At 66.0% G+C, this 12,355-nt stretch carries 12 protein-coding genes; 7 read left to right on the forward strand and 5 right to left on the reverse strand.

The window, feature by feature from the left end; genetic code table 11:
* Positions 1-9: 9 nt before the first annotated feature.
* Genes AWC31_RS00110 through AWC31_RS00125 form a run of 4 tightly spaced genes read left to right on the forward strand, consistent with a single transcriptional unit; the run spans position 10 to position 2,409 of the window.
* Positions 10-432, forward strand: a complete 423-nt coding sequence (locus tag AWC31_RS00110; protein WP_085141733.1) for a PPOX class F420-dependent oxidoreductase — start codon at positions 10-12, stop codon at positions 430-432.
* 32 nt (positions 433-464) lie between these two features.
* The gene (locus AWC31_RS00115) at positions 465-785 is read left to right on the forward strand and encodes a type VII secretion target (protein ID WP_085141735.1); all 321 of its coding nucleotides are present in this window, start codon (positions 465-467) and stop codon (positions 783-785) included.
* An 18-nt stretch (positions 786-803) separates the two neighbouring features.
* Entirely contained in the window at positions 804-1,940 is a 1,137-nt protein-coding gene (locus tag AWC31_RS00120) for a WXG100 family type VII secretion target (RefSeq protein WP_085141737.1), read from the forward strand.
* A gap of 28 nt (positions 1,941-1,968) precedes the next feature.
* Entirely contained in the window at positions 1,969-2,409 is a 441-nt protein-coding gene (locus tag AWC31_RS00125) for a TIGR03618 family F420-dependent PPOX class oxidoreductase (protein WP_085141739.1), read from the forward strand.
* Positions 2,410-2,424: 15 nt separating this feature from the next.
* Here the strand turns inward: AWC31_RS00125 and AWC31_RS00130 are convergent, their stop codons facing one another.
* From AWC31_RS00130 to AWC31_RS00140, 3 genes are all read right to left on the reverse strand, one after another.
* Positions 2,425-2,841, reverse strand: coding sequence for a MerR family transcriptional regulator (locus tag AWC31_RS00130; RefSeq protein WP_085141740.1), 417 nt, complete (start codon positions 2,839-2,841; stop codon positions 2,425-2,427).
* A 205-nt stretch (positions 2,842-3,046) separates the two neighbouring features.
* Entirely contained in the window at positions 3,047-5,194 is a 2,148-nt protein-coding gene (locus AWC31_RS00135) for a 3-hydroxyacyl-CoA dehydrogenase NAD-binding domain-containing protein (RefSeq protein ID WP_085141742.1), read from the reverse strand.
* Positions 5,195-5,210: 16 nt separating this feature from the next.
* Positions 5,211-6,422 (reverse strand): acetyl-CoA C-acetyltransferase, encoded by a 1,212-nt coding sequence (locus AWC31_RS00140; RefSeq protein ID WP_067846341.1) that lies wholly within the window; start codon positions 6,420-6,422, stop codon positions 5,211-5,213.
* Positions 6,423-6,579: 157 nt separating this feature from the next.
* Here AWC31_RS00140 and AWC31_RS00145 point away from each other — a divergent pair, with 157 nt between their 5' ends.
* Positions 6,580-7,416, forward strand: coding sequence for a type IV toxin-antitoxin system AbiEi family antitoxin (locus tag AWC31_RS00145; RefSeq protein ID WP_085141743.1), 837 nt, complete (start codon positions 6,580-6,582; stop codon positions 7,414-7,416).
* Between the two features lie 67 nt (positions 7,417-7,483).
* Here the strand turns inward: AWC31_RS00145 and AWC31_RS00150 are convergent, their stop codons facing one another.
* Complete coding sequence (locus AWC31_RS00150) at positions 7,484-8,599, reverse strand: alkene reductase (RefSeq protein WP_207626265.1); 1,116 nt, start codon at positions 8,597-8,599, stop codon at positions 7,484-7,486.
* Positions 8,600-8,653: 54 nt separating this feature from the next.
* On the opposite strand from AWC31_RS00150, the gene AWC31_RS00155 reads away from it, so the two are divergent.
* On the forward strand, positions 8,654-9,826 hold the full coding sequence (locus tag AWC31_RS00155) for a pyridoxal phosphate-dependent aminotransferase (protein ID WP_085141745.1): 1,173 nt from the start codon (positions 8,654-8,656) through the stop codon (positions 9,824-9,826).
* Between the two features lie 27 nt (positions 9,827-9,853).
* On the opposite strand, the gene AWC31_RS00160 is transcribed toward AWC31_RS00155, so the two are convergent.
* Positions 9,854-11,278, reverse strand: a complete 1,425-nt coding sequence (locus AWC31_RS00160) for an NAD(P)/FAD-dependent oxidoreductase (RefSeq protein ID WP_085141746.1) — start codon at positions 11,276-11,278, stop codon at positions 9,854-9,856.
* A 168-nt stretch (positions 11,279-11,446) separates the two neighbouring features.
* On the opposite strand from AWC31_RS00160, the gene puuE reads away from it, so the two are divergent.
* Positions 11,447-12,349, forward strand: coding sequence for an allantoinase PuuE (puuE, locus tag AWC31_RS00165; RefSeq protein ID WP_085141748.1), 903 nt, complete (start codon positions 11,447-11,449; stop codon positions 12,347-12,349).
* Positions 12,350-12,355 lie beyond the last annotated feature (6 nt).

A 12,355-nucleotide genomic window follows, 5' to 3' on the forward strand; every position in this document is an offset into this window, starting at 1 on the left:
CGTGACGAAGTGGCCGATCTATCCGATCAAGTAGTCAAGTTTCTGTCTGAAGGCACCCGCACCGCCGTCTTGAGCTGGGTAGCGAAGGACGGCCGGCCGTTGTCGGCGCCGGTGTGGTTCCTCGTCGACGACGGTGAGCTGGTCTTCAACACCGGCAAGGAAACCGCGAAGGGCCAGGCGTTGGCGCGAGATCCGCGGGTGGTGCTGTGCATCCACGACGACAACCCACCGTTCTCGTTCGTACAGGTTCAGGGCGTCGCCACCATCAGCGAAGAACCCGACGACCTGCTCGACGTCGCCACCCGAACCGGCGGCCGCTACATGGGTGCCGAGCGAGCCGAGGAATTCGGCAGACGCAACGGAGTGCCGGGAGAGCTGGTGGTACGGGTCAAGCCGACCAAAGTGCATGCCGGATTCGACGTAGCGGACTGAGACGCGGAGTCGAAACCACTACGCTTTGCCCCATGGCAGAGTCGGTGCACGTTTCCACGTCCGCAATGCAATCGACGGCCGAAACGGTGGGCGGTATCGGCAACGAGATCGCCGGGTTTCGCGCAGGTCAGCAGATCGCGGATGTGGCCGCACGGGCGATGAGCGGGTTGGCGTGCGGTGCGGCGGTGGCGGCTGCGGCCAGCCGGGTAGACGAAGCGTCCGCCGTGGTCGGATCCTCATTGACCAAGCTTTCCGAGGACCTGCGCGCGGCGGCTTCCAGATACGACCAGACCGACGACGACGCGAGCGCGGCACTGGCACGACAATTCCGGACGATGGACGCCGAGTCGTAGTCAACGGGTTCGGCACCAATGACTGTCACGATTCCGACCATCCTGGCCTCGCGCCCCGCCGGCCTGATCGACGCGGCACAACTGGTGCAGCAGCAGGCGCAGACGGCCGTCGATCAACTGGACCAGGGCCGAAACGCCTTGGCAGACATGCGCAAAGGCTGGGACTCGGCCGCCTCCGACGCGGCGAGCGCCAATGCTGAGCGGGTATTCGCGAGCCACCGCAAGATCGTCGACGCACTGCACGACATGCAGGCGGCACTGCAGCGCGGTGGCGACCAGATGTCGGCCACCCGCGCCGACGTCGCCGAGATCATCGGCAAGATCCAACCGTTCGGATTCGAGGTTGCCGACGACGGCACGGTTTCGATCGCCCCGGGTAGCCGAGCCGATGAAATGGCTTCGCGCAGCCCGGTTTTCGCGCGGCAGATGCAGATGCTCGCGATGCAGTATTCGATCGATCTCAAGCGACTGATCGCCGAATTCGACACCCAGGACAACACGCTAGCCAACGCTCTGCAGCAGGCCACGGGCGACTTGGATCTGAAGGAGATCGCCCGGATGGGTCGCGCCGAGGAGGGCAAGCCTTCCGCGGACGACACAAAGAAGGACGCAGGCTCACCTGCCGAGCCGGGCAAGGACGCCGACCAGACCACGCCTGGCGCCACCCCTGCCGCAGTACCACCCGTGCCACCGGTGGTCACCGGGCCCGCCAATCCTCAGGCGGCGCCACGGCCGGCCGCCGCCACACCGCCACCGAAACCCGGTGGCACACCGACACAAACACGAGCAGCCGAACCGGCGCGGCCGAGCACCCCGGCGCCCACACCCCCACCGACGAAAGGCCCGGTGCCGGCGCAGCCGAATCCAACACAGCCGTCACGGCAGAGTGGCCCGGTGCCCACCGCGCCGCCGACAACGCCGGGCACCCCGGCCCAGGGCTCAGGTTCGACGGCCACGGCGGCAACGCCCGCGAGCTATTCGGCAGCACAGACGTCATCGTCCAGCGGTGCGCCGGAAAGCAACATCCAAGCCGTCAGCGCCACAGGCGGTCTCCCGGAGAAGATAATCTACGAGATCGACGACGATGGGTGGCTCTATCCGGTTGGGGACCCCGATTTCGACCCAGACGAATTTGATGACGACTGGGGACCTTAAGCTGCGCACACGAAAAGAGGAGCCCACCATGGCCGACGTTTCCGCATTCGCCGACGTGTTGTCGCGCGATCAGGGGTTGTGTGTGCTGAGCACGCTGCGCCGCGACGGCAGTATCCAGTCGTCGGTCGTCAATGCCGGGGTGATGGCCCACCCGCAGAGCGCTGAGCCCGTCGTCGCGCTCGTGGCAATCGGCGGATCACTGAAACTGCGCCATCTGCGTGCCGACCCACGCGCCAGCGTCGTCGCGCGCGCCGGTTGGCAGTGGGTCACGGTCGAGGGGATCGCCGAGATCATCGGCCCCGACGACTCGGACGTCGATCCTGAAACGCTGCGAGTGTTGTTGCGCAACATCTTTCAAGCCGCCGGCGGCACACACGACGACTGGGACACCTATGACCGGGTCATGCGCGAACAGCGTCGGGCGGCGGTTCTGATCACGCCTACGCGGGTCTACTGCAACCCCGGGTGACAAGCGCAGACGACGTCAGCGCCGCTCGGTGTTCGCCCAGATACCGCCGTCGTCAAGGGCAGCCGTGACGTGCGGACAGTCGAGCAGATCCGCGTGCGGGCACGACAACGTATGCGTCAAGCCGTCAATTGCGGCCTGTATCACCGACAACTGCTGTTGAAGCTCGTCCTGCTTGCGGTGAATCATGTCGCGCCAGCCGTGGTTCGCGCGCCTCCGCTGATCGAGGAACTGACCGACCTCGTCAAGCGTCATGCCCGCCCGCTGAAGCATTCCGATCACGCGCAGCCGCTGCACGATCGACGGTTCGTACAGCCTGCGCAGCCCATTTCGGCCCGCGGGTGCGATGAGTTCGAGGCGTTCGTAGTAGCGCAGCGTCGACGTCGTCACGCCCGTCGACTTCACGACGTCAGCGATGTCCAGGAGTTGTTGCATTCACCGAACCTCTTGATTTGAAGTGCGGTTCAAGTATGACGCTGGGGCCATGAATGACAAGACCTCCCTGCGCCCCACAGCACCAACCCGGGTTGAGATTGCGCACAGGGTCGTGAATGCCCGAGAACCACGACCCGGTACGCAATTTCAATGCCGGCAGACGCAAAAGCCCCCGGCTCGCGCCGGGGGCTTTCGACGTTGTTGCCTACGACTCCAGCGAGGCCGGCGGCAGGAAGCGGTCGCCGTACTTGGCGGCCAGCTCCTTGGCGCGCGCCACGAAGCCTTCCTTGCCCTTACCGGACGGGCCTTCGTAGCCGACGATGAACTGGTGCACACCACCGGTCCAGGCCGGGAAGCCGATGCCGAAGATCGAGCCGATGTTCGCGTCTGCGGTCGAGGTCAGCACGCCCTCGTCGAAGCACTTCTGGGTCTCGAGTGCCTCGGCGAACAGCATGCGGTCGATCATGTCCTGCAGCGGCGGGGTCGAGCTGCCTGACTTGAACGTCTCCCGCAGACCGGACCACAGGCCAACGCGCTTGCCGTCGGCGTACTCGTAGAACCCGGCACCCTTCAGACGCGACGGGCGGCCGATCTCGATCATCTTCTCGACCACGGCCTCGGCCGGGTGCGGCACGTGCGTGCCACCGGAAGCCTCGACGCCCTTGCGGGTCGCGACCGCGATCTTGTGCATGAGCTCGAGGTTCAGCTCGTCGGACAGCTGCAGCGGCGGAGCCGGGTAGCCGGCCTGCGAACCCGCCTGCTCGATGCTGGCCGGTTCGACACCCTCGCCCAGCATGGCCAGCGCCTCGTTGACGAACGTGCCGATCACGCGCGAGGTGAAGAAGCCGCGGCTGTCGTTGACGACGATCGGGGTCTTCTTGATCGCCAGGGTGTAGTCGAACACCCGGGCCAGCGCCTCGTCAGAGGTCTTCTCGCCCTTGATGATCTCCACGAGCGGCATCTTGTCGACCGGTGAGAAGAAGTGGATGCCGATGAAGTCCTCCTGGCGCTTCACGCCGGTGGCAAGACCGGTGATCGGCAGCGTGGAGGTGTTCGAGCCCAGCAGTGCGTTCGGCTCGACGATGTCCTCGATCTCCTGGAAGACCTTGTGCTTGAGGTCCTGATCCTCGAATACGGCCTCGATCACGAAGTCGACGCCCTTCAGATCCTGCGGATCGGCGGTCGGGGTGATCTTGGCGAGCAGCGCGGCGGACTTCTCCTCGGTGGTCTTGCCTCGCTTGAGTGCCTTGGCCTCCAGGCCCTCCGAGTAGGCCTTGCCCTTCTGCGCGGCCTCGATCGTGACGTCCTTGAGCACGACGTCGTAGCCGGCCTTGGCCGACACGTAGGCGATGCCGGCGCCCATCATGCCCGCGCCCAGCACGCCGATCTTCTTGATCTCCTGCTTGGCGATGCCATCGGGCCGGCTGCCGCCGCCGTTGATGTGCTGCAGATCCAGGAAGAACGCCTGGATCATGTTCTTGGCGACCTGGCCCGTGACGAGCTGGGTGAAGTAGCGGCTCTCGATGCGCGACGCGGTGTCGAAGTCGACCTGCGCACCTTCGACGGCGGCGTCGAGGATCGCGCGCGGGGCGGGCATCGGCGCACCCTTGAGCTGCTTCTTCAGCAACGCCGGGAACGACGGCAGGATGCCGGCCAGTGCCGGATGCGACGGCGTGCCGCCGGGCATCTTGTAGCCCTTGACGTCCCACGGCTGAGTGTGGCTGTCGGGGTTGGCCTTGATCCAGGCCTTGGCGGCGGGCACCAATTCCTCGACGCTGCCGACCAATTCGTCGACCAGACCGGTTTCCTTGGCCTTGGTCGGGTTGAACCGGGTGCCCTGGCTCAGCACCTCCATGAAGGCCTTCTGGATGCCGAACATGCGCACGGTGCGGGTCACGCCGCCACCGCCGGGCAGCAGGCCCAGAGTGACCTCGGGCAGACCGATCTGGCTGCCCTTGACGTCGGCGGCGATGCGGTGATGACACGCCAGCGCGATCTCCAGGCCGCCACCCAGCGCAGCACCGTTGATGGCGGCGACGACAGGCTTGCCCAGGGTCTCCAGCTTGCGCAGGTCGGCCTTGATGAATTCGACCTCACTGAAGGCGTCGCCGGCGTTCTCCGGGCCGACGTTGATCATGCCCTTGAGGTCACCGCCCGCGAAGAAGGTCTTCTTCGCGCTGGTGATGACCACACCGGTGATCGAATCCTTTTCGGCAACAAGGCGTTCCACCGTGTTGTGCATGGATTCCTTGTAGTGCTCGTTCATCACGTTGGCCGAGCCGGTCGGGTCGTCCAGCGTCAGGGTGACAATGCCGTCGGCATCCTTGTCCCACTGAATGGTGTTCTCTGCCATGACTGTTCGCTTCTCCCTAGACGCGCTCGATGATGGTGGCAACGCCCATGCCGCCGCCGATGCACAGCGTGATCAGTGCACGCCGAGCACCGCGACGCTCGAGCTCGTCGACCATGGTTCCGGTGATCATGGCGCCGGTGGCGCCGAGCGGGTGGCCCATCGCGATGGCGCCACCGTTGACGTTGAGCTTCTCGTCGGGGATGTTGAGGTCCTTCTGGAACTTCAGCACCACCGAGGCGAACGCCTCGTTGAGCTCGAACAGGTCGATGTCGTCGACCGTCAGCCCGGCACGGTCCAGCACCTTGCGCGTGGCCGGCGTCGGGCCGGTGAGCATGATGACCGGATCGGCGCCGCTGGTGGCGGTGGCCACGATGCGCGCCCGCGGGGTGAGGCCCTGCGACTGGCCCGCCTTTTCGGAACCGATCATCACCAGCGCCGCGCCGTCGACGATGCCCGAGCTGTTGCCGCCGGTGTGGACGTGGTTGATCTTCTCGACGTAGTGGTACTTCTGCAGCGCCACGTCGTCGAATCCGCCCATCGCGCCGATGCCGTCGAACGCGGTCTTGAGCTTGCCCAGGCCCTCGAGGGTGGTGTCGGGACGCATGTGCTCGTCATGGTCGAGGATGACCAGACCGTTCTGATCCTTGACGGGCACGACCGACTTCGCGAAGTAGCCGCCCGACCACGCCGCGGCGGCCTTCTGCTGCGACCGCAGCGCGTAGGCGTCGACGTCGTCGCGCGAGAAGCCCTCGATCGTGGCGATCAGGTCGGCACCGATGCCCTGCGGGACGAAGCCGATGCGGTAGTTGGTCTCCGGGTCAGAGGCCCAGGCGCCGCCGTCGGAACCCATCGGCACGCGGCTCATCGATTCGACGCCACCGGCCAGCACCAGGTCGTCCCAGCCGGAACGGACCTTCTGGGCGGCCAGGTTGACGGCCTCCAAACCCGAGGCGCAGAAGCGGTTGAGCTGGAAACCGCCGGTGGTCTCGGGCAGCTTGGCCACCAGCCCTGCGGTACGGGCAATGTCGCCGCCCTGGTCACCGACCGGTGAGACGACGCCCAGGATGACGTCGCTGATCAGCGTCTCGTCCAGGTCGGGGTAGCGGCTGCGGATCTCTTCGATCAGGCCGACGACCAGGTTGACGGGCTTGACCTCGTTCAGCGAGCCGTTGCGCTGCTTACCGCGCGGCGTACGGATCGCCTCGTAGATAAAGGCTTCTTCGGACATGTCTTTGCTCCAGGTCCTGTCAGGTTGATTGACGGGTCCATCCGCGCAGCAGATGGGCCTCTGCCCGGAGGCTACCAGGGGCTTCGATCAACCTGTTGGTTGGGAGCTTGAACGCTGCGCATCGCGGGATGTCAGTGCGTGTCGGCACACTCCGGCAATGGGGGAACCGTTCATCGGCAGCGAGGCTATGGCCGCGGGCACACTGACACGTCATGAATTGCGGAGCCGCTTCATCGCAGTGCACCGCGATGTCTATGTCGCGCGGGATACCCCGCCTTCGGCGGTACTGCGAGCCAAAGCCTGCTGGTTGCGCTCCCGGCGGCGCGGAATATTGGCCGGATTTTCGGCCGCTGCATTGCACGGCGCGCGTTGGATCGACGCCGGCTTGCCCGCGTACATCATCGACACCAATCACCGGCCCGCCCGCGGGATCGTCGCGTGGGGGGATGCGGTCGATGACGACGAGATCTGCCTGATCGGCGGTATACGTTTGACCACACCGGCGCGTACCGCAATGGACCTGGCCTGCAAGTTCCCCGAAGACACCGCCATAGCGGCGATCGACGCGCTCGCGCGAGCGGCGCGGTTGAAGATGGCTGACATCGAGCTGGCGGCTGCGCGGCATTCGGGACGCAAAGGCATCAAGCAAGCCCGCGCCTCTATCGCGCTCGTGGACCCGGGAGCGGAATCGCCGCAGGAAACGTGGTTGCGGCTGCTGGTCGTGCGTGCGGGCTACCCGCCACCGAACACGCAATACCCCGTGCGCAACGAGTACGGCGCGTTGATCGGTGACGTCGATCTCGCGTGGCCGGAATTGAAGATCGCGGTCGAATACGAAGGCCGCCACCATACCGATCCCAACGTCCTGCGCAAGGACATCGCTCGGGTTGACGAGATGACCGACAACGGTTGGATCGTCATCCGGGTGACCCGCCGCGACGGTGAAGCGAACGTGCTCGGCCGGATCGCCAAGGCGTGGACATCACGCCAGTAACGCTGTGGCGGAAAAACGGCCGAAAAACCGCCACAGCGTTACTGGCGCGGCCGTGTGGCCACCCCGCTCAGGCGGACTTGGGCTCGGCCACCTCGGCCAGCGTCGGGTAATCGATGTAGCCGACCGGCCCGGGCGCGTAGAACGTCGCCACGTCGGGCTCGTTGAGTTCGGCGCCGAGGATCAGCCGGTCGATCAGGTCGGGGTTGGCCAGGTAGGTCCGGCCCACCGCGGCCGCGCTGATCGCACCCCATTCGGCGTAGCTCTCGAGCTGGCTGAAGTCGGTACCGGTGTTTCGGCCGGTGTTCAGCACGAACGTGCCAGGCCACAGTGCCCGGATCACGCCGAACGTGTGCGCGCTGGGATCGATCAGCAGGTGCAGGTAGGCGATGTTGAGCGGTGCGATGCGGTTCAGGAGTGCCTCGTAGACGCTCACGGTGTCGTTCTCGTGCATGTCGCCGGCGTGGTTGCCGGGCGAGATGCGGACACCGACCCGTCCGGCACCGATTTCGGCGACGACGGCCTCGACGACCTCGGCGGTCAACCGCGCCCGGTTCTCCGGCGAACCGCCGTAGGCGTCGGTGCGCTGGTTGATCACATCCGACTGGAACTGGTGCAGCAGGTAGCCGTTGGCCGCGTGGATCTCGACACCGTCCATGCCCGCATCGATCGCCCGGCGCGCGGCCGCGCGGAACTGGTCGACGATGCCGGGCAACTCGTCGGTGCGCAGCGCCCGCGGCGTCTCCAGCGGCTTCTTTCCGGTGGGCGTGTGGCTGAGCATGTCGGCGGCTATCGCCGAGGGCGCGACGGATTCCGCCCCGCTGATCTCGGGATGCGCCAGCCGGCCGACGTGCCACAGCTGCACGAACATCTTGCCGCCCGCCGTATGCACGGCATCGGCGATCTCGGCCCATCCGGCCTGATGCCGGTCGGTGTAGATGCCAGGGGTGTTCATGTAGGCACCGTTGGCAGTCTCGGCGATGGCGGTTGCCTCACTGATGATGATTCCCGCGGAGGCTCGCTGTGAGTAATACTCGGCGGCCAGCGGCGACGGGGTGCCGTCGGCGTCGGCGCGCGAGCGGGTCAGCGGTGCCATGAACAGCCGGTTGGTCGCGGCGGTGTCGCCCACCTGGATGGGCTGCAGCAGTGCGGCGTCGGCGTCGAGGCGGAAAATCTTGTCGGTCACGCCGCACTAAGCGCCACAGGTGCCCGGTTCATTCCCGCACTAGCCTCTAGAAACATGACCGTCACAAGGCTGCAGCCCTACGCCGTCACAGTGTTCGCGGAGATGTCGGCGCTGGCCACGCGCTTGGGCGCGGTGAATCTGGGCCAGGGCTTTCCCGATGAGGACGGGCCGGCCGCGATGCTGAAAGTGGCACAGAACGCAATCGCCGATGGCGCCAACCAGTACCCGCCCGGGCTGGGCATCGCCGAATTGCGCCAGGCGATCGCCGCGCAGCGCAAACGTCACTACGGCATCGACTACGACCCCGAAACCGAGGTGCTGGTGACGGTCGGCGCCACGGAGGCGATCGCGGCCTCGCTCATCGGGCTGGTTGAACCGGGTTCCGAAGTTGTCGTGATCGAGCCGTTCTACGACTCGTACTCCCCCGTGATCGCGATGGCCGGTTGTGTTCGCCGCGCGGTCCCGTTGGTACCGGACGGCCGCGGATTCGTCATCGACCTCGATGGCCTCCGTCGCGCGGTCACGCCGAAAACCCGGGCACTGATCCTCAACACCCCGCACAATCCGACCGGGGCGGTGGCCTCCGACGCGGAGTTGAGCGCGATTGCCGCAGTAGCCGTCGAACACGACCTGCTCGTCATCACCGACGAGGTGTACGAGCAACTGGTCTTCGACGGCTATCGGCACATGCCGCTGGCCGGGTATCCGGGGATGTCGGCGCGCACCGTCACGATTTCCAGCGCGGCCAAGATGTTCAACGTCACGGGCTGGAAGATCGGGTGGGCGTGCGGGGCACCCGAATTGATCGCCGGGGTGCGTGCGGCCAAGCAATACCTGACGTACGTGGGCGGGGCACCGTTCCAGCCCGCCGTGGCGCATGCTCTCAACAACGAGGACGGCTGGGTGGCGGACCTGCGCGACACCTTCCAGACGAGGCGTGACCGGCTCGGCTCGGCATTGACCGACTTGGGTTTCGAAGTGCACGACAGCCACGGCACGTACTTCCTGTGTGCCGACCCGCGACCGCTCGGCTATTCCGACAGCGCCGCATTCTGTGCCGAACTCCCCCACAAGGCTGGGGTGGCCGCGATCCCGATGTCGGCGTTCTGCGATCCCGAGGCACCGCACGCCGATGTGTGGAATCACTTGGTGCGCTTCACGTTCTGCAAGCGTGACGAGACCATCGACGAGGCGATCCGGCGTCTTGAAGTGCTGAGACAGCGCTGACGCGAGACGGCCTGACCGTCTACTGAATCAGGAGTCGAAGCCGAGACCCGCGGCGTCGAGCGCACGCAACAGCAGATTGCGCTTGCCGTCGCGGTGATCGGCGCGGTCCAGCGCCCACCGCGTCGCCGTGACCCCGAGCCAGGCCAGCGGTTCCGGCGGGAAGGGCAACGGCTTGGACGTCACCATCGACAGCTCAGTTCGTTCGGTGCGCTGTCCCTGGACTTTGTCGAGCAGAACATTCGCGGCGAACCGCGTCGCCGCGACGCCCAGACCGGTGAATCCCGCCGCATACGCGATGCGGCCCCGGTTCGCGCCACCGAAGAATGCGCAGAACTGCGTCGACGTGTCGATCACGCCGGCCCAGCGGTGGCTGAATTTCAGGCCTTCGAGCTGTGGGAACGTGGTGAAGAAATGACTCGCGAGCCGGGTGTAGGTCTCGGGCCGGTCTTCGAGGCGGGGGTCGATGCGTCGGCCGAAGTGATACACCGCGTCGTATCCGCCCCACAGGATGCGATTGTCGGCCGACAACCGGTAGTAGTGGAACTGGTTGGCCATGTCCGCAATGCCTTGGCGGCCACGCCATCCGATGGAATCCAGCTGTGCGTCCGACAGCGGCTCGGTCATCAACACGTAGTCGTACACCGGCACCGTGTGGTACCGATACCGCTTGAGCAGTGATGGAAAGGCATTGGTGGCCAGGATGACTCGGTCGGCATAGAGGGGCGCGACCTCGGTCGCGACGCAGATCGGCGCCTGCCCGCGCGCGCCGGTCAGTCCCGTCACCGGGGTGTTCTCGAAGATTTCCACGCCACTGCGTGCACACACCCGCGCGAGTTCGGCGGCCAGCTTGGCCGGGTGTACGGTCGCGGCCTCGCGCGGCGAGTAGAGACCGGCCAGGTACGTCGGCGAATTCACCTGCTCCCGAACGGCACTCTGGTCGAGGAACGTGCTGCCGGAATGCTCCGGCTGCGAGCATAATTCGGCGGCCTGATAGTCCTCAACCGCAACGTTGAGCACACCGTTGCGTTCGAAATCGCAGTCAAGGCCGAGTTCGAGCACCGCCTTCTCGATGGCGTCGAGGTTCTCGTGGCCGAGCCGCTGCAGCGTGTCGAATTCTTGTGGCCATCGACTGCGTCCGTTCGCCTCGCCATGGGTGAGGCTGGCCTCGACGAACCCGCCATTCCGGCCCGAGGCGGCGCTGCCGATCGTGGCGGCTTCCACGAGCGCAACCCGGATGCCGGGGTCACGCTGAACCGCCAGCAGCGCGCTCCACAGCCCGGTGTAGCCGCCGCCCACGATGACCAGGTCGTAGTGCGCCGTCCGGGCGACCGCCGGGAATTGGGTGCCTGCGCCGCTGTCCGCGAGCCAGAAGCAGCCGAGTTCGGATTCGCTGAGGGATTGGCGCACAACGTGTTGCGATGGAAGTTGACGTTCGAAGACAGTGCCGGACACGACTTATCGACCTCTAGCGAAGAAGTGGTTAGTGGGAGTCATCCTGCCAGGCAGAACAGCCCAACAGCCCCGGCATTGTGTAACGGATCAGCACCTTGACGTGACACTGTGTCATCGCCTTTTCGCGCGCGATCAGCTAACCGCGGCCACATCTGTGACGATAGCCGGGTGAGCTACCCGAGAGATCTGATCGGTTACGGCCGCACGCCACCAGACCCGCAGTGGCCCGGCGGTGCGGCGATCGCGGTGCAGTTCGTGCTCAATTACGAGGAGGGCGCCGAGAATTGCGTGCTCGACGGCGACCCGGCCTCGGAGACGTTCTTGTCGGAGATGACGCCCGCCGAGGCGTTTCCCAACCGCCACATGAGCATGGAGTCGCTGTACGAATACGGGTCGCGGGCCGGGTTATGGCGGCTGCTAAGGGTTTTCGAGCGTCGCCAGATCCCGTTGACGATCTTCGCGGTGGCCCGCGCGATGCAGCGCAATCCAGAGGCGGTGGCCGCTTTCGCCGAGCTCGGCCATGAGATCGCGTGCCACGGCCTGCAATGGAAGTCGTACCAGCTGATCGATCGTGACACCGAGCGCGAGCACATGGCCGAGGCGGTGCGGATCCTGACCGAGCTCACCGGTGCGGCCCCGCTGGGCTGGTACACCGGCCGCGACTCACCGAACACCCGCGAACTCGTCGTGGAGCACGGCGGATTCGTCTACGACTCCGATTCCTATGCCGACGACCTACCGTACTGGGTTCGGGTGGCAGAGAAAGACCACCTGGTCGTGCCGTACACGTTGGACACCAACGACATGCGCTTCGCTTCCCCCGCAGGGTTTTCCAACGGTGAGGAGTTCTTCGCACATCTGCGCGACGCGTTCGACGTGCTGTACGCCGAGGGCGTGGCGGGCAACCCCAAGATGCTTTCGGTCGGACTGCACTGCCGGCTCGCGGGCCGGCCCGCCCGCACCGCGGGGCTCGAGCGATTTCTCGACCACGTGCAGGCCCACGAGAACGTGTGGCTGGCCCGTCGCATCGAGATCGCCGAGCACTGGCGCGCGGTGCATCCGGCGGCCTAGCGCCGT

Source organism: Mycolicibacterium wolinskyi, assembly GCF_002101965.1.
In the GTDB taxonomy this organism is placed as follows: Bacteria; Actinomycetota; Actinomycetes; order Mycobacteriales; family Mycobacteriaceae; genus Mycobacterium; species Mycobacterium wolinskyi.

Coding starts and splice junctions, on each gene's coding strand:
- AWC31_RS00120 (WP_085141737.1), top strand. CDS start 804: ATGACTGTCACGATTCCGACCATCCTGGCCTCGCGCCCCGCCGGCCTG.
- AWC31_RS00155 (WP_085141745.1), top strand. CDS start 8,654: ATGACCGTCACAAGGCTGCAGCCCTACGCCGTCACAGTGTTCGCGGAG.
- AWC31_RS00130 (WP_085141740.1), bottom strand. CDS start 2,841: ATGCAACAACTCCTGGACATCGCTGACGTCGTGAAGTCGACGGGCGTG.
- AWC31_RS00115 (WP_085141735.1), top strand. CDS start 465: ATGGCAGAGTCGGTGCACGTTTCCACGTCCGCAATGCAATCGACGGCC.
- AWC31_RS00145 (WP_085141743.1), top strand. CDS start 6,580: ATGGGGGAACCGTTCATCGGCAGCGAGGCTATGGCCGCGGGCACACTG.
- AWC31_RS00125 (WP_085141739.1), top strand. CDS start 1,969: ATGGCCGACGTTTCCGCATTCGCCGACGTGTTGTCGCGCGATCAGGGG.
- AWC31_RS00135 (WP_085141742.1), bottom strand. CDS start 5,194: ATGGCAGAGAACACCATTCAGTGGGACAAGGATGCCGACGGCATTGTC.
- AWC31_RS00140 (WP_067846341.1), bottom strand. CDS start 6,422: ATGTCCGAAGAAGCCTTTATCTACGAGGCGATCCGTACGCCGCGCGGT.